A 24,241-nucleotide genomic window follows, 5' to 3' on the forward strand; every position below is an offset into this window, starting at 1 on the left:
CTACCATGGCCGACTCGTCGGTACGATTCAAGGGTCTTCGGAGGCGTTCAAAGACCGCGCTGATTGAAGGCTGTGCTGGGACTATTCGAGAGGCCCGTTTGGGAGTAGAGGAGCGGCAGCGTTGCAACTACCGTTGGCAATCAAATGGAACGAGGCGGCCGACTTCCAGCGCTTTGTCGCGGGCGAGCACGCCGAAGCGGTGCGCTGGGTGCGCGACTGTGCCGAAGGGCGGGCGGCCCACCTCCCGGGCCTCTTTCTCCACGGCGGCCGTGGCAGTGGCAAGAGCCACCTGCTGCAGGCAGCGTGTCGGCGGGCCAGCGAACTCGGGCGCCCGGCCGCCTATCTGCCGCTTGCCCAACTGCTTGAATACGGCTACTACGTCCTGCGCGGCCACGAACAGGTCGGCCTCGTCGCCGTCGACGAACTCGACGTCCTCGAAGGGCGCGAGGATTGGCAGATCGCCCTCTTTCACCTCTTCAACCGTGCCAGCGATCGCCAGGTACCACTGCTCTTCGCCGCCCGCAAGCCGCCGAGTCAGCTGACACTCAAACTCGCCGACCTGCGCTCACGCCTCAGTTGGGGCGGGGTCGTCGCCCTGCAGCCGCCCACCGAGAGCACCTGCCTAGAGATCGTCCGTCAGCGCGCGATCAACCGTGGACTCGATTTGCCCGAGGCGACCCTCCGCTACCTGATCCGCCGCGTTCCGCGCGATCTGCCGCGGCTGCTGACCCTCTTCGACGAACTCGACCGCGCCTCCCTCGCCGCCGGACGGCGCCTGACCGTCCCCTTCGTCCGCCAGATCGTCGACCGTGACCCGCATCCCGACTCGCACCCAGACGGCGAGCCACCACCGAGAGGATAGCTCCGCCATGCAGCTGAATTGGCACAGCGCAGCGGCAAAACTTCGCCAGCACCCCAGAATTGAGCGCCAGTGGCGGCGCTGGCAAGCCCCGGCCTACCAGCTCTTCTACTTCTTCCGCTACCTGGTGCGGCGCATCAGCAGCGACGATTGCTTCAAGAGTGCCGGTATGCTCGCCTACGTCACCCTGCTGGCGATCGTCCCGCTGCTGACCATCGGCTTCTCCGTGCTGACCGCCTTTCCCGTCTTTGCCGATGTCACCGATCGGCTGCGCGAGCTGATGATCGAACACCTCGTGCCGGCAGCCAGCGAGACCGTCGACGAACACCTCGAAAGCTTCATGGGGCGAGCCGCCGAACTGACCGCCGTCGGCATCGTCGGCCTGGCCGTCTCCTCGCTGCTGCTGCTTAACTCCGTCGAGCGTGTCCTCAACGGCCTCTGGGGGGTGCGCCGCCCCCGCCCGACCGTGCAGCGCTTCATGGTCTACTGGACCGTACTGACCGTCGGCCCCCTGCTCATCGGGGCGAGCATCGCTGCGACCTCCGGCATGGGCGCGATTAGCCTCGGCGCCATCGAACCGCCCTCGGTCGTCGTCGCCCAGCTCGTCGCCATCGCCCCCTTCATCGTCCAGGCGGTGGTCTTTACCTTAATCTACGCCATCGTTCCGCACTGCCGCGTGCCCGTCAGCCACGCTGTACTCGGCGGGCTCTGCGCCTCGGCCCTCTTCGAGATCGCCAAGCACGGCTTCGCCGCCTTTGTCACCAGCGCCCCGACCTACGAGATCATCTACGGCGCCTTGGCAGCACTGCCGATCTTCCTGCTCTGGCTCTACATCTCGTGGTGGGTCATCCTCATCGGCGCTGAGATCACCCACGGCCTGAGCAACTACCGCCGCCAGCTTACCGCCAGCACCCTGAGCACCCAGCGCGGCGCACTGCTGCGCGTCACCCGGCTGCTCGGCCACCTCTACAGCGGCCAACGCAGCGGCAGTGGACTCACCTTCGCCGAACTGCTCGAACTCGAACCGCAACTCGAAGCCGTCGTCCTCGCCGAGACCCTCGAACAACTGCGCGAGAGCCACATCGTCGAGCGCAGCGATCAAGGCGAATGGCTGCTCGCGCGGGATGCCGCCTACCTCACCCTGGGCGAGATTCAGCGCCGCCACGCCTACCCGCTGCCGCGCCTGAGCGAGATCGCCGCGCCCGAGAGCGCCGCCGCCGACACCGATCCTGAGCAGCAGGGGCCAGAAGAGGGCAGCCCCCCGGAAGTCATCACCTGGCAGGCCCGCCTCGCCGCGCGCCTCCGCCAGGCCGAACAAGACCTCGACCAGGCCCTGGCCGTTCCCCTCAGTGAACTCTTCGCCCCAACAGAGAGAGGAGGGCAGCGATGAGCCACCAAGAAGAGCGTCGCCGCTGCTTCATCAGCGGCCGTGTCCAGGGGGTGTGTTTTCGTGCCCACACCCGCGACCAAGCGCGCCAGCTCGGGCTCGCCGGCTACGCCCGCAACCTCCCCGACGGCCGCGTCGAAGTCCTACTCTGCGGCCCCCCAGAGGCAGTCGCCACCATGCAGGCGTGGCTGCACCGTGGCCCCCCTGCCGCCCGCGTCGACGACGTCGAGTGCGCCGCGACCGACGCCTCACCGCCGACTGCCGGCGCCTTCACCATCGGCTGATAACAACGCTCGATAGCCCTCGCGGAAGGTCGGATAGCGCAACGCATAGCCAGCGCGCTTGAGCTTCGCGTTGCGCCCGCGCTTGCTGCCGACCCCCATCGCCCGCCGCCCGCTCTCCTCTTCCCCGGCAGGCGCCCGCGGCGGCTGCGGCAGCCCGAGCTGCGCGGCGATAAAGTCCATCACCGCGCACCCAGTTGTCGGCTCATCATCGACCCCAAGAAAGACGGCGAGCTGCCCGCACCCCGGATCGACAAACGATTCCATCTCCTCCAGCAGCCCCAGATGGGCCAACAGCCCGGCAGCGTCGTCGGCGTGAATCCGGTTACTAAACCCCGCATCGCGACACGCCTCCCCGGCGCGCACCTTACGAATAAAGAGATCCCGCCCAGGGCCGTAAATCCCGCCCAAACGGACCGTCACCGTCGGCCACGGCATCGCCTGCAGCAGCCCCTCGGCCTCCAGCAGACGCGCCCCCGAAAAGCGCTCCGGCACCGTCGGACTCGTCTCATCGATCCACTCATCGGCCTGCTGACCGTAGACCGCCGTACTCGAAGCAAAGAGCAGCCGCTGCGGCTGCTGCCCCTGGGTGAGCAGCGCATCACGCAAATTCGCCAGCCCGGCGACAAAGGCTAGGCGATAGCTCTCATCGGTAAAGTCAGCCGGGGTGACAATGTAGTAGACCCGATCGAGCCGCTCCGGTAAGCGCTCCGCCCACTCATCGGGCGGGGCCAAGAGATCGGCTGCCACCGGCGCGATCGCCTCCGGCAGCGCACTCGGATTGCGGCGCAGCCCAAAGACCTCGTGTCCCGCGGCCGCCAACTCCAGCCCGACCGCCTGGCCCAGCCGGCCACAGCCGGCGATCAGCACCCGCATTACCGACTCTTCAGCCACGCCACCACCTCCTCACGCGCCAGCGTAATCGGCGCCTCATCGCAGCGCCCCTTATACTCCACCAACCCCTCCTGCAGCCCGCGCGGGCTGACCACCAGCCGGTGCGGAATCCCGATCAACTCCATATCGGCAAACTTCACCCCAGGGCGCAAATCACGATCGTCGTAGAAGACATCGATCCCGCTCGCCATCAACTCGGCGTAGAGATCCTCTGCTGCCTCATGCACCTCCGGCTGCTCCGCCTTAATCGCCACCAACGCCACCTGGAAGGGCGCCAGCGGCCCAGGCCAGCAGATCCCCTGGGCATCGTGATTCTGCTCAATCGCCGCTGCGACCACGCGCGAGACGCCGATGCCGTAGCAGCCCATCGTCACCGTCCGCTCCTCACCGGCCTCATCGAGCACCTTCGCCGCCATCGCCTCACTGTAGGTCTCACCGAGCTGGAAGATATGGCCCACCTCAATGCCGCGCCGAATCACCAACGGCCCCGCACCATCCGGGCTCGGATCGCCGGCTACGACCTCGCGCAGATCGGCACACTCCGGCTCTGCGATATCACGGCCCCAATTGACCCCACGCAGATGGTAGCCCTCACGATTTGCCCCACAGACAAAATCGCTCAAATGCGCCACCGCATAATCGGCAATCACGACCGCCCCGCGCTCGGCTAACCCCACCGGTCCGAGCGAACCGAAGGGACAGCCCAACACCGCCTCGACTCGCTCGGCACTGGCAAAGGCCAACGGCACCGCAACTGCCGGGTGCTTCTCCGTCTTCACCTCATTGAGGCTGTGATCACCGCGCAGCAGCAGCGCCACCAACCCGCCATCGCGCCCCTCGACCACCAGCGTCTTGATATGCTGCGACGCCTCGACCCCCAAAAAGGCGCTCACCTCAGCGATCGTCCGCTGCTCTGGAGTCGCTACCTCCTCCATCGCCTCCTCCGGCGCTGCTCGCGGCGACTGAGGTGGCAACGACGGCGCCAACTCGACATTCGCCGCATAGCCACTCTCGGCACAGACCGCGACCGCATCCTCGCCCGAATCGGCCAGCACCATAAACTCATGCGAGAGACTGCCGCCGATCGCCCCGGTATCGGCCTCAACCGCCCGAAACGCCAGCCCCGTCCGCTCAAAGATCCGGCAGTACGTGGCGTGCATCAACTCATACTCTCGGGACAGGCACTCTCCATCCAGGTGAAACGAGTAGGCATCCTTCATCAGGAACTCACGCGCTCGCATCACCCCAAAACGCGGCCGAATCTCATCACGGAACTTGGTCTGGATCTGGTAGTAATTCACCGGCAACTGCTTATAGCTGCGGATCTCCCGGCGAAAGAGATCGGTCACCACCTCCTCGTGCGTCGGCCCAAAGCAAAAGGGCCGCGAATGCCGATCCTGCAACCGCAGCAACTCCGGGCCGTACTTCTCCCAGCGCCCCGACTCCTGCCACAATTCGGCCGGTTGCACCGCCGGCATCAACACCTCTAGCGCCCCGGCGCGATTCATCTCCTCGCGCACGATCTGCTCAACCCGCCGCAGCACCCGCAACCCGAGCGGCAACCACGTATAGAGGCCAGAGGCCAAGCGCCGAATCATCCCGGCCCGTAGCATCAACTGATGGCTGATCACCTCGGCATCGGCCGGTGTCTCGCGCAATGTTGACAGAGGAAAGCGTGTTGCTCGCATGAGCAGCTCCGTTATCTAAATTTAATCAATGAGTTGTTGCTAAAATTTGCGAAAGTAAAGTCAGTCGCATGAGCTGGCCTGTGTGCTTACGGCGGTAGGGCGGTAGTTTGCGGAACACGGGGACTCGGCTTCACCTTTGAGAAACTGAGAAACGGTTCGCCCGGCGTTAGGACCTCGTTCGAAGGGTGCAGGAGTCGGGATTGCACGGAGGGCCGAAGTTGCAATGGCTGCCTCCAGGGGCCTCCCTCGCCATGGATGGCGAGTGGGAGCTTCCATGGATGGACTTGCAGCGTCCCCTGGAGGCATGCCATGCAACGGCGGCCCGAGCTTAATCGAGGAAGCAGCATGCCACGCAACGGCGGTTAGCTAACCTGCAACGGCAGGTAGTCAGCGAGCAACGGCGGTCAACTAAAACGGCGGTCAACCAATTCAAAGCGAAGCGTTCAGATCAAGCCCCGCGCCGCCCACGGTGTCTCCGCAACCGCACCCCCGTCAACACCGGCCCCGAAACCAGATAAGCCACAAAGCCCAAAAAAATAGCCGTCGGCGGATGCACCGCAACAAAAATCAAGCCTACCACCAACCCGACGATCGCAGTGAACCGCACCCGATACCGAAAATCCAACTCCTTAAAACTATCGTACCGGATATTGCTCACCATCATCACCGCCGTAGCAATGGTGATGATCGCCGCTGGTACTGCCGCCGAAAACCCCGTCAACCCTAGCGTATCACCGAGCCACACCATACTGACAACGGTGCCCGCCGCCGCCGGACTCGGCAACCCCTGAAAATAACTCTTATCACTGACCCCACTCTGCGTATTGAAACGCGCCAATCGCAGCGCCGTACACGCCACATAGAGAAAGGCCGCAAGCCAGCCGCCGTTCCCCCATAAGGGCCCGACATCATTTTCACCGAGCGCCCACAAAAAGACGATCATCCCCGGCGCCAACCCAAAACTGACCATATCGGCCAGCGAGTCGTACTGCACCCCAAAGTCGCTCTCAGTCCGGGTCAGGCGGGCCACCCGGCCATCCAGTCCATCAAAGAGCATCGCGATAAGCACCGCGATCGCCGCCATGGCAAAGTTGCCCTCGATCGCCAGGATGATGCCCAAGAAGCCAAAGAAGAGACAGCCCGTCGTAAAGAGATTGGGCAACAGAAAGATACCGCGGCGGCGAGGTTTATTCATAAATCTTTCGACGACTCTCCTCGGCCTGCTTCCAAAGACCAACGGACGGAGGCCACCGTCCGCGCTGCGGCTCCGTCCCACAAGCAAAGCCCCAGTCAATTCGCTTCAGAAAAACCAACTGACTGAGGCCTCCGTCCGTTCAGTGGCTCCGCCCCACAAGCAGAGCCCCAGTCAGTTCGCTTCAGAAAAACCAACTGACTGAAGCCTCCGTCCGTTCAGTGGCTCTGCCCTACAAGCAGAGCCCCAGTCAGTTCGCTTCAGAAAAACCAACTGACTGAGGCCTCCGTCCGTTCAGTGGCTTCGCCCTACAAGCAGAGCCCCAGTCAGTTCGCCTTAGAAAAACCAACTGACCGAGGCCTCTACTTCACTCGATCAATCGCGATCGACCAACTTATTGGCGGTGATCCACGGCATCATCCCGCGCAGCCGCTCCCCGACCTCCTCGATCGGATGCTCACGCGCCAGCCGCCGCCGCGCATGCAGCGTCGGCGCTCCAGCCTGGTTTTCCAACACAAACTCACGGGCAAACTCACCATTCTGGATCTCCTCCAGAATCTCCCGCATCGCCTCCCGCGACTCCTCATTGATCACCCGCGGCCCGCGCGTAAAATCGCCGTACTCCGCCGTATTCGAGACCGAATAACGCATATTCGCCAGACCGCCCTCATAGAGCAGATCGACAATCAGCTTCGTCTCGTGCAGGCACTCGAAGTAGGCCATCTCCGGGGCGTAACCGGCCTCCACCAGCGTCTCAAACCCCGCCTCGATCAGCGCCGCGATGCCGCCACAGAGGACCGTCTGCTCACCGAACAGATCGGTCTCGGTCTCCTCACGGAAGGTCGTCTCGATGATCCCCGAGCGCCCACCGCCATTCGCCACCGCATAAGCCAGCGCGATCTCCTTCGCCTGCCCGCTGGCATCCTGCTCAATCGCGATCAGCGACGGCACCCCGCCGCCAGCGACGTAAGTCGCCCGCACCGTATGGCCCGGTCCCTTCGGCGCAATCATGATGACATCACAGTGGGCCGGCGGCTTGATCTGGCCGTAGTGGATGTTAAACCCGTGCGCGAAGGCGACCGCTGCCCCCTCCTTGAGATTCGGCTCGACCTGCTGCGAGTAGATGGCCGGGGCGCTCTCATCGGGGACCAGCAGCATCACCACATCGGCGCCGCGCGTCGCCTCCTCGACACTCGCGACCTCCAGCCCGGCTGCCTCCGCCTTCGCCGCCGAGCTCGAACCGGCGCGCAGACCGACGACGACGGTCACCCCCGACTCCTTCAGGTTGTTGGCGTGGGCGTGCCCCTGCGAGCCGTAGCCGATGATGGCGACCCGGCGGCGGGTGATCTGCGAAAGGTCAGCGTCTTTGTCGTAGTAGACTTTCATAGTGGCAGTTACTCTTTAAATGAATTCTTTTTGAATGAATTGTCCGAAATGAATTTTCGGTCTGTTGCAGCGTCGAGCTGCGCTGCATCGCCGAGTTCGCTCGATCCAGCCAGCCAGAGACAGGCCGCGCGCCTAACCAAGCCAGCCTAAACCTTCAGGTGGCGCTCACCGCGGCTGATCCCGATGACCCCAGAGCGCACCACCTCCAAGATGTTGCTCCCGCCGAGGGCATCGACGAAGGCATCGAGCTTATCGCTGGTGCCGGTCAGCTCGATCGTGTAGATCTTCTCCGTCACATCGAGGATACGACCGCGGAAGATATCGGTCAGGCGCTTGAACTCGTCGCGCTGTTCCAGGGCGCCGGCGGCGACCTTTACGAGCATCATCTCACGCTCGATATGACGCCCCTCGGTCATGTCAACGACCTTCACCACATCGAGCAACTTGTTGAGCTGCTTGATGATCTGCTCAATGATTTGATCGTCACCGATGGTGACCAAAGTCAGGCGGGAGATGCTCGGATCGTCGGTCGGGGCGACCGTCAGACACTCAATGTTGTAGCCGCGGGCGGTAAACATGCCCGCGATGCGCGAAAGCGCGCCAGACTCGTTCTCGACGAGCATAGAGATGATATGTCGCATGGACCGAAGCTCCCGCTGTCGCCGCTAAGCCAAATAAACGGTGAAATCTAATGTCTCACCGCAACCAGGTCAAGCTAAGGGCCGCGCCGACCCACTCCGGGCCTACCCCGCCGTTTGATCGTACCGCACAATGCGCGTTGCAATCCGCAGCGCTCGCTTATAGGCACGCGCCTCCAGCATCTCCTCCAAGGCACGGCACCACCGTGCTAAGCGCACATCGTCAGCGAGCGGCGGCTGCTCGACATCGTCACGCCAGCGCGGCAACTCCGGCAGCAGGGCGCGAACGTGCCCCTCCAAGTGCCGATCCGTCAACGTCCCGCCCAGCGGCTCAAGACGCCACCGGCCCCAACTGACCACCTGCAACTCGCCACTTGCATCCATCACCGCCAGCTCACGATTCATGCCGGGCGGGTAGAGGTAGAGTGGCAGCCTGCGCAGCCGGCCGGTTAACACTGGCAGTGCGGCCATCAGGCGTTCCAAGGTCTGTTGTTCGACAGGCGTATCGACAGCCACCTGCAGCACCGCTAGGCGTTCAGGGGTCAAACGCTCGTAGAGCAGCCGGTGCGCCCCGCGATAGGCGCGCAGCAGCGCCGGTGGCGGTGCAATCGCCATCCGTTCGCGCAGCAGCACCGGCTCCCAGCGCTGCCACTCCGCAACACTCGGCGGGCGGCCGTTGCCGTACTCGCAGATCCGGCACAGGAAGGGGCCTTCGGTAAAGCGCGCGATCTCGGCTGTGCCGCGCAGCCGCTCGCGGCCGACGTGCTGATAGAGCAGTGCTTCATCGTCGAGTAGCTGAACGAGGCGGTGGGTGTAGATCTGCTGCTGATAGCAGCGCCCCTGCTGCTGCGACGAGTCGCGTGGACGTGCGATTAGCCCCTGAAACCGGCCGGCATAGGGTGGATCTTCCCACGTCACCTCAAAGGCCGCGGTCGTGCTCAGTGCCTGCTGCAAGACCCGCTCGCTCCGCTGCTGCCGCTGCGGTTTGGCGAAGAGTTGGCGCAGCGCTCGCACGTAAGATGACTCCCGGCGTGTGCGCTGCTTCTCGGGGAAGACCAGCGGATCGATCGCCCCGCGCCCGCGGGCTAGGCGGGTGGCGTTGCGGATACCGCTGCTTAACGCCCGCAGCAGCTGCCGCAGCAGCAAGAAGCTGAGCAAAATGGCGAAAAAGTGCGCCGCACCGCCCCAGAGAAAGACCGCGAGCAGCACCAGGAAGCCGGCGAAGTAGTTGACTGCAAAGTAAAACTGTAGCAGCCCCTTGGGGTCGTCGAGGATCTGCCGCTGCAGCCGCCCCCAGCGATCGCCCGCCGCCTCGCTGTACTCATCGCCGCTGAGCAGCCACGTCGTTAGCCAGTATTGCAGATAGAGCAGGGCGAAGAGGGTCAAGAAGAGTGGTTCGCTGAGCAGCAGCAGAGCGAGCAGCGCCAGCAAGGCGAAGAGCAAACTCGCCGCCGTCTCACCGATCTCGCTGTAGTAGCGCTGGGCGCGAGTATCCTGGCTACCGATCACCGACAGCTGAATCGCCCGGTCAAGAACCGCGCGACTGCCGCGCTCGGCGAGCTGTTGCGTCCACCGCCCGAGGGCGAGCGTGAGCAGATAGGCGGCAACCGCAGCGGCGGCAAAGGCGGTGATCCAGTGGAGCTGATCGTCGGGGCTGATAAACGGCATGTAGTGCGGGACGTGATCGGCCCCGGCGAGGATCAGCACCTTAAGTGGCAGGAAGAAGGCGAGCAAGTGAGCGATGCTGCCGAGTACACTCGCTCCGATCAGTGCCCCGGTCGTCCACGGGGCGACGCCAAAAAAGGCCCGCAGCACCTCAAGCAGCCAGCGGCCGAAGTGCTCGGTCTGGACCGGTAGATTCACCGTGTATGCCCCTTTTGTCTAAGCCGACTGCGCAGCGCCCCTGCCAAGCGTCGCACCCCCACTCCTCCCGCGCGGCGCGCGGAGATAGACGCGCGGAGATGCGGAGATGGAGATGCGGAGATAGAGCGGCCCATGTGGGGACGCCGGCGGTTGAATCCCAACGCGTTGCGTAGCGTAGCACACCGCTTGCTGTTGGCGAGCCGGAGTGTTGGCGCACGCAGCCGAGACACTTGGCCTCTGAGATGCCCTGTGTCGCGGAGGGACATTTGGTTTGCCCTTGAAACCCTGCTACCATCCCCCAACTTATTGGCCTGGAGTCGACCCGGGCCGCCCGGACGCTTGGGCTGCTCCCGACTATCCCGGGCCATCTTGGGCTATTTCCAACCGTTTCACGACCCGCTGAGTGACCGCATGACCACTGCGAATGCCAAATCCGCCGCTTCTGGCTCCGCCAGAGCCTCCGCGCCGAGTGAACTGCGTCAGTGCATGGGCGAGTTCAAGCAGGCCATCGCCACGGTGGCGCTGTTTAGCTTCTTCATCAACATCCTCATGCTGGTGCCGCCGATCTTCATGTTGCAGATGTTCGATCGGGTGCTCTCCAGCGGCAGCGTACCGACCCTCGTCATGCTGCTGGTGGTCGCTATCGGCCTGTTGATCGTCCTCGGTCTGCTCGAGTGGTCGCGCAACCGGGTGCTGGTGCGTGTCGGCGGACGCTTCGATCAGATGCTCAACCGCCGTCTCTTCGACGCCACCTTCTTCCGCGCGCTGCGCCGCCCCGAGGGCGCGACCACGCAGCCGCTGCAGGATATGACCACGCTGCGTCAGTTCATGACTGGGCAGGGGGTCTTTGCCTTCTTCGATGCGCCGTGGACGCCGCTCTTTCTGGCGGTGATCTGGCTCTTCCACCCGCTGCTCGGGGCGCTTGCCACCATCGCCGCGGTGATCCTCTTCGCCATGGCATACACCAACGAGGTCATCACCCGCAAGCCGCTCAGTGCGGCCAACGCCCGCTACAACCAAGAGAGTGACTTCACCAGCGCCAACCTGCGCAACGCCGAGGTGCTTGAGGCGATGGGCATGACCGGGCGGCTGCGTCAGCGCTGGCAAGGGATGCACAACGAGGTGCTGAATTTGCAGGCGGTCGCCAGTGACCGTTCGGCCAACCTCACCTCAGCCTCGAAGTCGCTGCGCCTGATCGCCCAGGTCGGCATCCTCGCTTGCGGTGCCTGGTTGGCGGTCGAGCAGGTGATCACCCCGGGTGTCATGATCGCCGCCTCGATCATCATGGCGCGTGCGCTGGCCCCAATCGATCAGGCGATGGGCGTCTGGCGCGGCTTTATCGGTGCCCGCAACGCTTGGAGCCGTCTTAACGATGTGCTCGCTGGCACCCCGGAGCGCACCGAGCACATGGAGCTGCCGCAGCCGCGCGGGCAGGTCAGTGTCGAGAACTTGGTCGTCGTCCCGCCGGGGGCGCGCACTCCGGCGCTGCGCGGGGTCGACTTTGAGTTGGAGCCGGGCAGTGCGCTCGGTGTGGTCGGCCCGAGTGCCGCCGGCAAGTCGACTTTGGCGCGTGCCATGGTCGGGGTCTGGCCGAGCTACGCCGGCAGTGTGCGCATCGACGGTGCTGAAGTGCAGCACTGGAACCGCGAGCAGATCGGCGCCCACACCGGCTATCTACCGCAAGATGTCGAGCTCTTCGACGGCACCATCGCGGAGAACATTGCCCGCTTCGGTGAGGTCGAGCCGCGATTGGTCGTCGAGGCGGCGCGCAAGGCCGGTCTGCACGAGATGATCTTGCGTCTGCCGGAGGGCTACGACACCCGCATCGGCATCCAGAGCGGGGCGCTCTCGGCCGGGCAGCGGCAGCGAGTCGCCCTGGCCCGTGCTGTTTACGGCAGCCCCCGTCTGGTGGTGCTTGATGAGCCGAACTCGAATCTCGATCAGGCCGGTGAAGAGGCCTTGACCGATACCGTTCGCCGTCTGCGCGAGGAGGGCTGCACCGTGGTGCTGATCGCCCACCGCCCGGCGGTGCTCAGTGCGGTGGAGCAGATTTTGGTCTTGCGCGACGGTAAGGTCGCGACTCTCGGTCCGCGTCAAGAGGTCTTGAACCGTCTGACGCGCGCCAGCAACGCTTGAGGTCAGCAGCGAAGATGAGTAATCGCAATATCCGCGACGATGCAGAGCAGGGTAGCGACGGTGACCGACCCGTGACTCCGGTTGGCGGCGAGGCCCGTTCCGGGGAGCTGATTACGGCCGGCGGCGGCGGTGGATCGAACGGTGGTACGCCGCCACCGACCAGTGATCGCTTTCCGCGGCTCTTTGGTATTGGCGTCATTTTGGTCGCCTTTGTCGGTGTCGGCGGCTGGGCCAGCTTCGCGCAGATCGACGCCGCTGTGGTCGCCCAGGGTACCGTGACGGTCGACTCGTACCGGCAGACGGTGCAACACCTGGAGGGCGGCATCGTCGAGCGGATCCACGTCCGCAACGGTGATACCGTCGAGCGCGGTGAGCTGCTGATCCAGCTCGATGAGACGCAGGCGCGCGCAGAGTATCTGCGCAGTTGGACGCGCTATATCTCGAGTTTGGCCCGCCAGGCTCGCCTTGAGGCCGAGTTGTTAGGGGAGGCGGAGATCGCCTTTCCGGACGATGTGGTGCAGAGCGCCGAGCGCAGCGAGCGCACTGAGCGGGTGATGGAGCGGCAGCAGCGGGAGTTCGACACCCGCCGTGAGGCGCTTGATGGTGAGACGTCGATCTTGCGCCAGCGCATCGATGAGCTCGGTGAGCGGATCTTGGGAATGGAGTCGCAGCGCACGGCGAAGCAGCGTTCGATGGAGTCGGTCGCTGAGGAGTTGGAGACGAAGCGGCGTTTGGTCGAACGGGAGGCGATTCCGGCGGCAGAGTTGCGGCCGTTGGAGCGTGAGCACGCGGAGTTGGAGGGTGCGGTTGGTGAGCTGCGCGCTTCGATTGCGGCTGCGCGCATTGAGATCGGTGAGGCGGAGCAGCAGATTATCCAGTTGCAGCGTGAGTTTCGGCGTGAGGCGGCGGGTGAGTTGCGCGATGTCGCCAATCAGGTCGATGAGTTGGAGGAGGAGTTGGCCGCTCTGGAGGATCGGTTGGCGCGTAAGCAGATTCGCGCTCCCGTCGCCGGTGAGGTGGTCAATCTCGATGTGCACGCTGAGCGCGCGGTGATTCAAGCCGGTGCGCCGATTCTCGATTTGGTCCCTGAGGGGGAGCCGCTGGTCCTTGAGGCGGAGGTGCGCCCGCAGGATATCGATAATGTCCATCCGGGGTTGTTCGCCGATATTCGGTTTACGGCGTTTAGTTTCCGGACGACGCCGGTGGTTGAGGGTGAGGTGATTTGGGTTTCGGCCGATCGGATTGAGCCGGAGAATCAGGAGCCGTTCTATAAGGCGCGGTTGGTGGTGACCGATGAGGAGTTGGCTAAACTCGGTCCGGAGGTCAATCTGCGACCGGGGATGCCGGCTGATGTGATGATTAAGACGGGGCGGCGGACGCCGGTACAGTATTTGGCGCAGCCGATTACGGATGCGATCGCTCGTTCGTTCCGGGAGGATTGATGGGTACGGACGTGAGGCGGTTTGCTGGGTTGGCGCAACTTGTTCAGCCTGTTCAACTAACTCGGTTGGCTCGGTTGGCTCGGTTGGCTCGGTTGGCTCGGTTGGCTCGGCCAACTCGGCCAACTCGGCCAGCTCAGCTTACTCAACTCGCTCAGTTTGGTAGGGTTTCTAAGTTTGCTCAACGGGTTGGGGTCTCTCTTTGCTTGGGTGTGGTGTCTGCTGCCGCGGTTGGGGTGACTGCCGGGGTGATTGCCGGGGTGACTGCCGGGGTTGCGCAGGCTGAAGCTGGGGTGAGTGCGGGTGTTCAGTCCGAGGCTAGGGTTGCGCAGGCTGAGGGGCTGCTTGATGTCTATCGGCTGGCGGAGCGTGCCGATCCGCAGTTGCGGGGGTACGCTTATGAGGTGGACGCTCTGCGGGCAGAGCGGCGTGAGGCGTTGGCGGGGTTGTTGCCGAGTCTGGTGCTGAGTGGTGAAATCCGGCGGACGAGTCGTGAGGAAGAGCGGGCCATTGATCCGCCGGACGAAGCTGAGGGTCGCGATCGTACCTTTACGCAGGAGCAGTATCAGTTATTCCTCTCGCAGCCGCTCTTTGATTTGCCGGTTTGGCACCGTTGGCAGGGGTCTCGGCACAACATTACGGCCGGTGAGGCGGAGTTGGAGGCGCGCCGGCAAGAGCTGATTCATCGGGTTGCTGAGGCTTACCTTGGGGTTTTGGGGGCGCAGGCAGAATTAACCTTGCAGGAGCGGGAGTTGGAGTCGGTCGCGGGGGCGTTGCGGCAGGCTGAGGCGCTTTTTGATGAGGCGCAGGTTTCGCGCAGTCAGTTGGAGCAGGCGCGGGCGCGTCACGATACGGTTCGGGCGGATAAAATCCGGGCTGAGGGTGAGTTGGAGGTTGCCCGCGAGCGGTTGTCGGAGTTAACTGACCGGCGTCATGGGATGTTGGCGGAGTTGTCGGCGGAGGCGGAGTTGCCGCCGCTTGAGCCTTTTGATTTAGATGTATGGTTGGAGCACGCTTACGCGGGCAATCCGCGGATTGTGGCGGCGCGGGCGCAGTTGGATGGTGCCGGTCGGCAGGTACAATCTGCGCGTGCGGAGCGTTATCCGGCGGTCGATTTGGTCGGTGGGTATACGCGGTTTGATGATATGAGTGACGTTGATTCGGATGTGCCTTCTCCGGCGGAGGAGACGGCGCGCAAGTTGGATGATTGGTACATTGGGGTGCGGGTCCAGGTGCCGCTTTATGAGGGTGGGGCGGTTGGTGCGCGGACGCGCAGTGCGGAGAGTCGGCGGGATCGGCAGCGTGAGGAGGTGGAGCGGGTTCGTCGTGAGGTGCGGGCGGATGCGCGGGGTGCTTTTCAGGGGCTCGTGAGTGGGCGCAGTGCGGTTGAGGCGTATGCGGTTGCGGTACGGTCGAATGCGCGGACGGTGGCGGCGATGCAGGATGAGGTCGAGTTAGGGACGCGCGATGTAACGGATCTGCTGGAGGCGCAGCGCGATTACTATGAGTCGCGGCGGAATTTGGCGCAGGCGCGGTATCAGTATTTGGTGGATACTTTGAAGTTGCGGCGGGCGTCGGGGCACCTTGGGATTGATGATGTGGTGCAGTTGAACGCGCTGTTTGTCGCTGCACCCTGAGTTGTGCCCTGAGTTGAGCATTGAGCCCTGAGTGGCGGTGGCGCCCTAAAGGGGTAGTGAAGAGATGTCTGTTTACGAGAAGTTACGGTCCATTGATGGCGGTGTTGCGGAGGCTCTTTTGGCGCTGACGGCAGCAGAGCATCCGCCCGACACGGCGTTGGATGAGGAGGCAAGAGCGAACTTTATTGCGGCGGTTGCCTTGCTCAGCGAGTTCGATGAGGAGGTGACGGACAGCGACATTGAGCGTGCGTGTTCGGTTCGGACGTATGGGGAGGCGAATGAGTTTCTCGCGGCGGTCACTGGTACTGGTCTGGCGCCCTAGCACTCGCCTACTAGCACTCGCCTACTAGCACTCGCCTACTAGCGCTCGCCTCGCCTGGGAGCGCCGGCGTCCTCGCCGGCATTCTTCTCCTGCTTCTCTTCTACTCCTCTTCTGGGGGTGTTGATCATGACTCTTCTCCTGTCACCCTATGAGCAGTACATGTTGGAGCTGATCAATCGAGCTCGTGAGAATCCGCTGGCGGAGGCGCAGCGCTACGATATCGATCTTAACGAGGACCTGGATCCGGGAACGATCTCTGCGTCTGCTAAGCAGCCGCTCTTCATGAATCTTACGCTGGTCGAGGCCGCCCGCGCTCATAGCGATTGGATGTTGGATACTGACACTTTTAGTCACACTGGGGTTGATGGTTCTAGCCCTGGTGATCGGATAGCAGCTGCTGGGTACGATCTTGTTGCACCTTGGGGGTGGGGTGAAAATGTCTCTTGGAGGGGGACCACGGGGAGTTTGGATGATCATGTGAAGCCAAATTTGGCCTCCTATATTGATGAGCAACATGGGAGCTTATTTTTAAGCTCTGGGCATCGTAAAAATATCATGGCGGAGGGGTTTCGGGAGATTGGGGTCGGTCAATCTTTAGGGAAGTTTACCTCTGGCGACAGTACGATTTATTCAGCTTCAATGATTACCCAGAAGTTTGCTTTTTCTGGGGACGATATTTTTTTGGGTGGGGTGGCGTACAAAGATTCGGATGGGGACAATTTTTACTCTCTTGGGGAGGGGTTGGAGGGGATAAAATTCTCTTTGCCGGATCTTGGTTTGGAGGTCGAAACTCTGAACACTGGTGGGTATCAGTTGGCTGTGCCTTCTGGTACACACCAGGTTGTGGTTTCGGGGGAGGGGCTGCAAAATTCTTACAGTAAGGAAGTCACTCTTTCTGATAAAAATAAGAAGTTGGATTTGGTGCTCGATGTAGATGGTACAGTTAGTGGGGGGTGGGAAGTTTACGGTGACGCTGTACCGGACGATGGTGACGATGGTGTACCGAGTGACGATGAGCCGGATGACGGCGCACCGGACGACGGCGCACCGGACGACGGTGAGCCGGATGATGATGTGCCGGACGACGATGTGCCGGATGATGATGTGCCGGATGATGGTAAGGTGCCTGTTGGTGAGGCGGCTCCTGTTTACGCCGGTCTCTTTTTGAAAGAGATGGTGGGCAATGATTCATTAGAGGGGGGGTTGTTTGATGTTTTTGTGCGTGTGCTTGGTCGGCAGTTAGAGGAGAATGCTGAGGGCCATTTAGAGCCTTCTCCCGCTTTTGATATCCTCGCCTCGGTCTTTTCTTTTGTTCTTTCGGACCCTGATGATCGGCCACCGAGTCCTTTAGTCTACAGTAGTGATAAAATTGCGGATGCTCATGCCTTTGCGCATGCGCAAGTTTTTTCTGATGTTTTGTCTTACGATAATGTTGTAGAAGATGGTGCTGTTTCGGATGGTGCGGGTTTTGAGCGGGATTTAGAGCAGGGTCTGGAGCGGGAGTTGGGGGCGGGGGTAGAGTCTGAGTCGGATTTGTGGGCGGAGTTGGATTCGTGGGCGGAGTCGAATTTGGTCTCGGAGTCGGATCATAATGTTGTTCAGATCTGCTGTAGCGGCACTGGGGACATGGTTTACTACGATCCCGATTGGGGTTGAGGGTTGGTAACAGGTAACAGGTAACAGGTAACAGGTAACAGGTAACAGGTAACAGGTAACAGGTAACAGGTAACAGGTAACAGGTAACAGGTAATAGGTAGCAGGTAACAGGTAACAGGTAATAGGTAGCAGAGGCTCGTTTTTATCTCGCGCTCCCTCGACCCCGGCCGAGTTGGCGAAACGCTTCGCGGCAGGTCCAGCGCCGGGGGTCGACTGAGCGTACAATCCTTGTACGCCAGTCGACCGCGCGCATCCATGCGCGCGCCCTCCGGGCTCTTTCCCGGCGCTGGCCGGCCGCTTTCGCTGACTTCGCCAATCTCGGCGCGGGGTTTCGGTCGCGCTCCATCCGGAGCCGGTGATCAACAGCCGACCGGCACCCTGGCCGACCGGCACCCTGTCGACTGGTGGTGTGGTGGTGTAGGCCTTGATCATTCCTTGGTCCACTAGCCAGCTATATTGTAGAGGGCAGCGGTCGCCGGCTGGGAGTGCTGTTTCCTGGGAACGCCGGCGTCCCCGCCGGTATTCTTGATCAAAGTGGACCAGACTATGATCGCCGCTGTAGTGTAGCCAGCCGACACTGTTGTGGCTGTCGCTCCTGTTGCTTGCGTTTGGGTAAAAAAGTGGTTAGCCTCCGCAAGCCGGTCTGAAGGAGAGGGCCGGCCAGGTTCTGCCCCCGGGGCGCTTGGGTGATCTGGGAAGGTAGGTAGGACTTGCTTGTGGGTTGCGAGGGGAGTGCCGCAGGAAACGGCACTCGCGCCGCCCGGTCGTGTGTCCATGGATGGAGGTATAGGAATGAACCCCCGTGATAAGGATGTTGAGTGGGATTTTGATCTCTTCAATGATTTCTTTAAGCCGCTGTTTCTTGTCTACGTCGATCAACACGAGGAGGTGTTTTTCGACGCCCCCCTTGAGGCCGTGGTTGTGGCCGCTTACACCGGTCTGCGCGGCTACGTCCTAATTGATCCTGATGGTCCATATGTAGCCGCGAACCTCGATCTGTATAAGGCCGAGGAGCGAGTCGAGTATTGGGTTCAGCGCATGGAAAATGGCTTGGACCCGGCAGCTCTCGGCGCGCAGATGATGTTTGAGGTGGCAACGGGAGATGGTGGTGGCATCATCGCGGACAACCCTGATGAGGTCGCCCGCCGGCAGGTGGTGGAGGAGGCGGTTCGGACGCTGATCGATCAGGCGCTCCTTGATTCCGATGCCAAAGTCTATATAGATGATGATGATGATAATAATGATGATGTTGATGCCGCTGGTAGTGGCGGTGGCCACGCTGGCGATGTCGCCGATAGCGGTGATGTCGGCAGTGGTGGGGTAGCATCCGAAGGATTGGATTGGCTGGTTCTCTCTCCAGCGGTGACCGCCGAAGCGTTGCGTGCCCGCGAGGCGTTTGACCGGAGTTTAGCCGAGGGTAAAACCGGGTCAGAGGATTCCAGTAACGAACCCCAGGGTGAGGACGGGTACTACGACGAGGACGGACCCCATGGTGGTGGAGGAGAGGGCTCTGAGCACCCGGAGTTGGAGCTAGGAGAAGGTTCTGAGCCCGTGCCGGAACCAGAGCCGGACCCGGCCCCGGATCCAGAGCCAAAACCGGAGCCGGAGCCAGAGCCGAAGCCTGAGCCGGAGCCAAAACCGGGGCCAGACCCGGAACCGGAGCCGGAGCCAGATCCGGAGCCAGATCCGGAGCCAGACCCGGAGCCAGATCCGGAACCCGAGCCGGAGCCAGACCCGGAGCCAGATCCGGAACCCGAGCCGGAGCCGGAACCCGAGCNNCCAGAGCCAGAGCCAGAGCCTAAGCCGGAACCCGAGCCGGAGCCAGAGCCAGAACCGAAGCCGGAGCCGGAACCCGAGCCAGAGCCAGAGCCGGAGCCGGACCCCGAGCCGGAACCAGAACCAGAACCCTGGGAAGGAATGGTCGAGGGCGATCGGCTGATGATTGAGGCCGGCAACGAGTTCGACCTTGCAGCGTTGGAAAACCTGCCCGCGGGGGTAAGCTATCTGGAGGTGGGAGCCGGCGCCGTTGTCCGGGTCACTGCTGAACAGCTTGCGGCTCTTGAACCTCATGCTGACAGTGCAGAGGGGACGATTGTTTTGGTCGGCCCCGACTTCGGGGAAGACGGTGAGGCCTCTTTTGATGTGCCAGCCGCTTGGGGCAGCGCGGCTTTTGGCTGGCTGCGCCTCGAAAATGTAGCGACCGCCCCAGATTATTCTCTTGATGTCGAGGGGTTAGATCATGGCGATGTAGGTCTGCAAATTGTCGACCCTGATTTGAGGCTGCTTGAGATGCGCGGTGCGGCGATTGATAGCCGTGCGGTGCGTTTGGATGCAGTAGCTGAAGATTTTTCTTTTGTGCTGCGTGATCATCAGGCCAAGCGGCTGGTTTTGGAGGTTGCGGAGGACCTTAGTCTCGGCGCTATTGGCGGGGATTTTCTAGAGGCGGTAGAGGTCGTGTTGTGTGCTAGCGGGGACTTTTCCCTGGATGAGCTGTCTTTTTTCGGTGACGTAGAGGATGCGGTGTTCCTGCGTTTGGATGCAGGGCGGATTGGTGTTGGGGAAGTGCTTTTTAACGGCGATTTTACAGGCGTAACACATCGCTATGTCTTTGATGTTGGAGAGGGTCTTCTGGAGGTAGAGAATCTTGGCCAGATAGCGAGGGAAGATGCTTTTGAGTTGGATGTCTTAGGTGAGGGGTTCGCAAAAATCGGTTATGGGGCTCAGCAGCACGGACATTTTGACTTCGCGCTCGATCTTGGCAGTGGCGGATATGGGTTCTTGAACCTAAACCATTTTTTAGGTGGTATTGAGGCTTGGTTGTACGTCAGTGAAATGCGGGGCACCGTTCGGCTTGGGGAAAGCGAGGAACAAGTTCTTTGGCTTGACCGTGAGCCGGGCCATGGATTTGCCGTGGAGGTTTTCGATTTTAAAGGCTTTTCCGAAATCCACGGTTTTTCTACTGCTTTGGATCGATTCGTGCTGAAAGACGACTTAGAGGGTGGGTGGTGGAGCAATGGAGCACCTGTTTCGGATGGGATGCTAATGTCTGATCAAGCGCTCCTTCTCCCCACCCCCGCACACGACGCCGCCGATATGCTCGAACAACTAGAGCAGCGGATCGACTTTTCGTTGTTGTCCGAGGGTGATGAGTTGCCCGCTCTCTGGAGTGTGGAGGACGACGTGGAGCTCGGGATCGTAACCGTCTCCGAGGGTGGGGCCGTCGACGGGGCGTTTTACGGCGATGAGGTTTACGAGCCGGTGATCCGTCTGGTCGGTGTGGAGATTGCGGCCGTCGCTGAGGCGGGGGCGAATCTGTTCTGGTGATGCGGTTGTTTTGAGGAGGTTTGCGGCCGCTAGCCGGGGCGGGGTGTGACGGCTCCGGCTAGCGGTCGAGGGGGATTAGCCGCGGTTTGCGGCTACGAGGGTGCTGCCAGTCTGTTGAGCACGTCGATCCCCCTTTTCCTTCGCCTGCTAACCCCTCAATGGAACCCTCTACACCTCTTCGAGTTCTTCTTCGGTCTCTTCCCCCACCTCGGCGTCGGTTTCGGCGCAGCGAATCAGCATGGCGCGGTTCATGTCTTCGAGCACTTCGGCGGCGCCGGTCGGTTTGTGCCAGCGATCGGTCAGGGTGGTGGCTTTGACGTCGTAGCCGCCGGGGCAGACTTCGTTGGCTTTGATGATGCAGTCGCTCATCGCCAGGCGTCCGCGCCAAGTCCAGCCTGAGCACTCGACGACTTGTCCTTGCTCTTTGCCGCCATCGAGGCTGATCGGGGTGGCGTTCGGGGTGGCGCAGCCGCTGAGTAGGGTCACGAGGAGGCCACCGCCGAGTAGGGCGAGGCCGCGGCGTAGGCCGCTGCGGGGCTCGGTGGTGTTGCGCCGGAGCCCGTGCGGGTTGGAGGCGCGTTGTAAGGTTTCTGCACTCTTTGTTAGTTGCTTCGACATGGAGGACTACACCTTGTGCGTTAAATGGTTACGTGTTCGCCAAGTAGGTCGGCGCACATGCTAACACAGCTCGCGGTCGGGGCGGGTGGGGTTCCGTTGCGCGAGGGCTCGATTTTCTCAAGGGCTGAGCCTATCTCTGGGCGTTGCGAGGAGTCCTGGGAGTTCCCCCAGTGCGAGGGCTACAGCGGTTCGTAGAGTCGATACCCGGGGGTGTGGTCGGTGCCTTGGATGGCGCGGGGCACCCAGTAGGTGCGTTGGGTTGCGGTCGCCGGCCCGGTGGATCTGCCGTGTGAGGCGTTTTGGTGCCCGTTTTTGAGCAGTTGCAGGTGGAGGAGGCGCAGCGAGTTGTGCTCGAAGGCGTCGGTGGCGAGGGGGCCGCGCTTGGTCATGGTCAGGGAGTCGGCGCGGTCGCGGGCGATCAGCAGGCAGTGGTCGCGCAGTTGTCGGAGGGCGGTTGGCCCCCAGTGGGCGAGGAGGCGCTCTTTGAAGTCGACGTCGCCGCCGGCCGCTGGGGTGACCGGGTCGAAGCCGCCGAGTTCGTGGTAGGCGCGGCGGGTGAAGAGGAGTGAGGAGTGGTCCCAGCCGTTGACGCTGCCGCCAGCATTTAGGCGCAGGCAGCCGTGGTCGCTGAGGCGCACCAGGGAGCCCATGGCGGCGATGACGCCTGGTGGGCCGGTGGTGACGGCGTGCAGCAGGCGTTCGATGCGCTGTGGGTGGGCCCAGTCATCGGCGTCGAGGGTGGTAATGCAGTCGCCGCGGGTGTGTCGTAGGGCGATGTTGCGGGTGGTGAAGACGCCGGCGTTCTCTGCCATGGCGATGATGCGGATGCGCGGGTCGCGTTGTTGCCAAGTTAGGGCTCTCTCTAGGGTGGCGTCGTGGCTGCCGTCGTCGATGATCAGCAGTTCGAGTCGTCGGTGGCTCTGGGCGAGGGCCGAGGCGATGGCGGTGTCGAGGTAGGGGGCGGCGTTGTAGGCCGACATGATGACGCTGACTAGGCTCTCGTCGGGGTCGGGCGGTACGGGGTCGGCGGTGGTCAGGTTGTCGGGCGATAGCGGGGCGCCGGGGTCGCGGCGGGTGAGGGGGGCGAGGCCGGCGGTGCTCAGTTCGCGGTTGAGGGCGGCGAGTGCGGGCTCGGGGTCGCCGCAGTGGCTCGCGAGGGCAGCTTCGAGGAAGCCGCTCTGTGGGGGGGGATTCACGGTTTCGCTGCGGGCGCTCAGGGCCGTTTGCCAGTCGCGATAGTGGGCGCGCAGTGTCTCGGCCTGGGCCTCTTGTTGGGGGGTGCGGCTGCCGCTCAGGTGGTGGCCGTAGGCGGTGTAGTATTCGGCGTAGAGCAGTTGGCCGAGGTATTGGCTCTGGTGCCGAGGTGTGGCGTGGGTGACGGCGCGCTCGGCGTAGGCCAAGGCCGTTTGCGGGGCATGTTTGAGAAGGGCGCGCGCCACTTCGGCGTTGATCTTGGGGTGGCGGGCCAGCTGCGGGGGGAGTGTGGCGTAGGCGCGCTCGATCTCGTCGCTAAGGTTCAGCCGCGCCAGGCTGGCGAAGTAGGCGGTGGCGGCGCGGCGCAGGTCGCGGTCGGCGGCGTCGGCTAGCAGCCAGGGGCTGTGGGCGTGCCAGAGGCGGCGGACGGCGGCGATGCGGCGCTGTTGCCAGAGGGCCTGCAGGTAGGCGGCCAGGAGGGCGGCGCCGCGGCGGTTGTGCGGTAGCTGGCTGTGGTGGAGGAGGCCGGCTACTTGTTCGATGATCAGCGGCCACTCTTTGTGCTGGCGTGCGGTGCGCACGGTGCGCAGTACAGTGCGCAGCGGGAGGGCGCGGTGCAGGGCGCGGCGGCGCAGTGTGGTCGGGCGGGTGGTGGTGAGGACGATCCAGCGGCGGCTTTGTCGCTGCGGTTGGGCGCCGAGGTCGAGCAGAAAGCGGTGGCGGAGCGGTTGCGTTAATGGGTCGAGCAGGCCGATCAGGGTGCCGCGGGGCAGGCGCTTGGTTAGGGCGCGGCATTCACGCAGGACGGCGGTGGCGGTCTCCGGCTCCGGTGGGTAGAGGATGACGGTGGCGTTGCGGTTGCCGCGGTGCTCTTGTTCGGCCGCAAGGTGGTGGTGCAGTGAGGTCAGGTCGCCTGGGGTGGCCCGGGTGGCCCGGGTGGCCGGGGCGGCCGCGGCGGCTCGGGTGGCACGGCGGCTGGGGGCGCGGCTCATGGCGCCCGTCCAGCCGTCTTGGCCGGTGCCGTCGAGCCGCGCCAGCGGGCGCGCAGCAGTGCCCGCAGGCTGTGGTTCTGCGTCACCCAGCGCCCCGGTTCGCGCACCAGCCAGCTTGCGACGTAGTCGTCGTGGCTGTAGTACCACGCCCCGCGGCGCCCTCCCCAGATCGCGGCGTGGAGTAGGCGCTCCTCCGGTGCGACCGGGCTGAGGCAGCGGCGCTTCAGGTGGATCTGTAGCCGGTCGCCGTCGTGCAGGTCGAAGCGTGTGCGCAGCCGCTCGGTCGCCAGCACTTCGATGATGTGCAGCGGGGCATCGCACCAGCGCAGCAGCCACACCGGGTAGGTGTGGTGCGGCTCGGTTGCGGCGTCGGGCGCGCTCAGCCAACCGGGCCAGATGTAGAGCCCGTGAGCGAAGCGTTTGCGGCGGCGGCGTGCTAAGCGCACGGGTTCTGACAAAATCAGGTTCAGCGAGCCGGGGTAGAGTGCAACGCCGGTGAGTCGCCGCAGCCTCTCTTGGTGGGTGGTGACTTGGCCGCCCGCGATGCCGCGGCCGCTGGCCACGCAGCCGCTGAACATCCGGGTATTCGGCGGCAGCGGGGTGGGTTCGAGGCGGTCGTCTGTGGTCACATCGCTATCCGGTGCCGCGACTCAAAATCTGATCTTGCGGTAACCTGAAAAAAATTCAGCGGCAGCTCCTGCTATCCGGTGCCGCGACTCTGAAACTCCAAAAAAA

The 24,241-nt window shown here is 63.1% G+C and carries 17 protein-coding genes; 8 read left to right on the forward strand and 9 right to left on the reverse strand.

Translation table 11 applies throughout. The annotated features are described in order from the left end of the window. Positions 1-121: 121 nt before the first annotated feature. The 3 genes from hda to CKO15_RS07085 are packed head-to-tail and all read left to right on the forward strand — an operon-like array spanning position 122 to position 2,530. Complete coding sequence (gene hda / locus CKO15_RS07075) at positions 122-862, forward strand: DnaA regulatory inactivator Hda (protein ID WP_200193965.1); 741 nt, start codon at positions 122-124, stop codon at positions 860-862. Between the two features lie 7 nt (positions 863-869). After that, entirely contained in the window at positions 870-2,249 is a 1,380-nt protein-coding gene (locus CKO15_RS07080) for a YihY family inner membrane protein (RefSeq protein WP_200193967.1), read from the forward strand. Then, complete coding sequence (locus tag CKO15_RS07085; RefSeq protein ID WP_200193969.1) at positions 2,246-2,530, forward strand: acylphosphatase; 285 nt, start codon at positions 2,246-2,248, stop codon at positions 2,528-2,530. The genes CKO15_RS07080 and CKO15_RS07085 overlap by 4 nt, the downstream gene beginning before the upstream one ends. On the opposite strand, the gene CKO15_RS07090 is transcribed toward CKO15_RS07085, so the two are convergent. From CKO15_RS07090 to CKO15_RS07115, 6 genes are all read right to left on the reverse strand, one after another. Then, complete coding sequence (locus CKO15_RS07090) at positions 2,495-3,421, reverse strand: NAD-dependent epimerase/dehydratase family protein (RefSeq protein WP_420842124.1); 927 nt, start codon at positions 3,419-3,421, stop codon at positions 2,495-2,497. The two genes, CKO15_RS07085 and CKO15_RS07090, sit on opposite strands and share 36 nt — an antisense overlap. Continuing rightward, positions 3,403-5,109, reverse strand: coding sequence for a proline--tRNA ligase (locus tag CKO15_RS07095; protein WP_200193971.1), 1,707 nt, complete (start codon positions 5,107-5,109; stop codon positions 3,403-3,405). Before CKO15_RS07095 ends, CKO15_RS07090 begins: the two co-directional genes overlap by 19 nt. Positions 5,110-5,557: 448 nt before the next feature. After that, positions 5,558-6,304, reverse strand: a complete 747-nt coding sequence (gene pssA, locus CKO15_RS07100; protein WP_200193973.1) for a CDP-diacylglycerol--serine O-phosphatidyltransferase — start codon at positions 6,302-6,304, stop codon at positions 5,558-5,560. 372 nt (positions 6,305-6,676) lie between these two features. Continuing rightward, positions 6,677-7,687, reverse strand: a complete 1,011-nt coding sequence (gene ilvC / locus CKO15_RS07105) for a ketol-acid reductoisomerase (RefSeq protein ID WP_200193975.1) — start codon at positions 7,685-7,687, stop codon at positions 6,677-6,679. 146 nt (positions 7,688-7,833) lie between these two features. Then, complete coding sequence (gene ilvN / locus CKO15_RS07110; protein WP_200193977.1) at positions 7,834-8,328, reverse strand: acetolactate synthase small subunit; 495 nt, start codon at positions 8,326-8,328, stop codon at positions 7,834-7,836. A 102-nt stretch (positions 8,329-8,430) separates the two neighbouring features. Continuing rightward, entirely contained in the window at positions 8,431-10,188 is a 1,758-nt protein-coding gene (locus tag CKO15_RS07115; protein ID WP_200193979.1) for a hypothetical protein, read from the reverse strand. 486 nt (positions 10,189-10,674) lie between these two features. Here CKO15_RS07115 and CKO15_RS07120 point away from each other — a divergent pair, with 486 nt between their 5' ends. The 5 genes from CKO15_RS07120 to CKO15_RS07140 all read left to right on the forward strand — a co-directional run bounded on the left by CKO15_RS07120 (position 10,675) and on the right by CKO15_RS07140 (position 17,378). Further along, positions 10,675-12,324, forward strand: a complete 1,650-nt coding sequence (locus CKO15_RS07120) for a type I secretion system permease/ATPase (RefSeq protein ID WP_200193981.1) — start codon at positions 10,675-10,677, stop codon at positions 12,322-12,324. Between the two features lie 14 nt (positions 12,325-12,338). Continuing rightward, positions 12,339-13,766 carry an HlyD family type I secretion periplasmic adaptor subunit gene (locus tag CKO15_RS07125; RefSeq protein ID WP_200193983.1) on the forward strand — a complete coding sequence of 476 codons (1,428 nt, stop codon included), beginning with the start codon at positions 12,339-12,341 and terminating at the stop codon, positions 13,764-13,766. A 212-nt stretch (positions 13,767-13,978) separates the two neighbouring features. Further along, a complete protein-coding gene (locus CKO15_RS07130; protein ID WP_200193986.1) occupies positions 13,979-15,400 on the forward strand; it encodes a TolC family outer membrane protein in 1,422 nt (473 codons plus the stop codon). A 64-nt stretch (positions 15,401-15,464) separates the two neighbouring features. Further along, positions 15,465-15,722, forward strand: coding sequence for a hypothetical protein (locus CKO15_RS07135; RefSeq protein WP_200193988.1), 258 nt, complete (start codon positions 15,465-15,467; stop codon positions 15,720-15,722). 159 nt (positions 15,723-15,881) lie between these two features. Then, positions 15,882-17,378, forward strand: coding sequence for a CAP domain-containing protein (locus CKO15_RS07140; protein ID WP_200193990.1), 1,497 nt, complete (start codon positions 15,882-15,884; stop codon positions 17,376-17,378). A 3,492-nt stretch (positions 17,379-20,870) separates the two neighbouring features. Here the strand turns inward: CKO15_RS07140 and CKO15_RS07150 are convergent. The 3 genes from CKO15_RS07150 to CKO15_RS07160 form a co-directional block, all read right to left on the reverse strand. Then, entirely contained in the window at positions 20,871-21,320 is a 450-nt protein-coding gene (locus tag CKO15_RS07150) for a hypothetical protein (RefSeq protein ID WP_200193994.1), read from the reverse strand. Between the two features lie 179 nt (positions 21,321-21,499). Continuing rightward, positions 21,500-23,506, reverse strand: a complete 2,007-nt coding sequence (locus CKO15_RS07155) for a glycosyltransferase family 2 protein (RefSeq protein WP_200193996.1) — start codon at positions 23,504-23,506, stop codon at positions 21,500-21,502. After that, the gene (locus tag CKO15_RS07160) at positions 23,503-24,135 is read right to left on the reverse strand and encodes a DUF120 domain-containing protein (RefSeq protein ID WP_200193998.1); all 633 of its coding nucleotides are present in this window, start codon (positions 24,133-24,135) and stop codon (positions 23,503-23,505) included. Before CKO15_RS07160 ends, CKO15_RS07155 begins: the two co-directional genes overlap by 4 nt. Positions 24,136-24,241 lie beyond the last annotated feature (106 nt).

The organism is Halorhodospira abdelmalekii (assembly GCF_016583625.1).
GTDB lineage: Bacteria > Pseudomonadota > Gammaproteobacteria > Nitrococcales > Halorhodospiraceae > Halorhodospira > Halorhodospira abdelmalekii.

What these genes read in the sequence shown, in the direction of transcription:
- CKO15_RS07120 (WP_200193981.1), top strand. Translation starts at nt 10,675, where the DNA reads ATGGGCGAGTTCAAGCAGGCCATCGCCACGGTGGCGCTGTTTAGCTTC.
- ilvN (WP_200193977.1), bottom strand. Translation starts at nt 8,328, where the DNA reads ATGCGACATATCATCTCTATGCTCGTCGAGAACGAGTCTGGCGCGCTT.
- CKO15_RS07135 (WP_200193988.1), top strand. Translation starts at nt 15,465, where the DNA reads ATGTCTGTTTACGAGAAGTTACGGTCCATTGATGGCGGTGTTGCGGAG.
- CKO15_RS07095 (WP_200193971.1), bottom strand. Translation starts at nt 5,109, where the DNA reads ATGCGAGCAACACGCTTTCCTCTGTCAACATTGCGCGAGACACCGGCC.
- CKO15_RS07125 (WP_200193983.1), top strand. Translation starts at nt 12,339, where the DNA reads ATGAGTAATCGCAATATCCGCGACGATGCAGAGCAGGGTAGCGACGGT.
- ilvC (WP_200193975.1), bottom strand. Translation starts at nt 7,687, where the DNA reads ATGAAAGTCTACTACGACAAAGACGCTGACCTTTCGCAGATCACCCGC.
- CKO15_RS07155 (WP_200193996.1), bottom strand. Translation starts at nt 23,506, where the DNA reads ATGAGCCGCGCCCCCAGCCGCCGTGCCACCCGAGCCGCCGCGGCCGCC.
- pssA (WP_200193973.1), bottom strand. Translation starts at nt 6,304, where the DNA reads ATGAATAAACCTCGCCGCCGCGGTATCTTTCTGTTGCCCAATCTCTTT.
- CKO15_RS07140 (WP_200193990.1), top strand. Translation starts at nt 15,882, where the DNA reads ATGTTGGAGCTGATCAATCGAGCTCGTGAGAATCCGCTGGCGGAGGCG.
- CKO15_RS07150 (WP_200193994.1), bottom strand. Translation starts at nt 21,320, where the DNA reads ATGTCGAAGCAACTAACAAAGAGTGCAGAAACCTTACAACGCGCCTCC.
- CKO15_RS07080 (WP_200193967.1), top strand. Translation starts at nt 870, where the DNA reads ATGCAGCTGAATTGGCACAGCGCAGCGGCAAAACTTCGCCAGCACCCC.
- CKO15_RS07085 (WP_200193969.1), top strand. Translation starts at nt 2,246, where the DNA reads ATGAGCCACCAAGAAGAGCGTCGCCGCTGCTTCATCAGCGGCCGTGTC.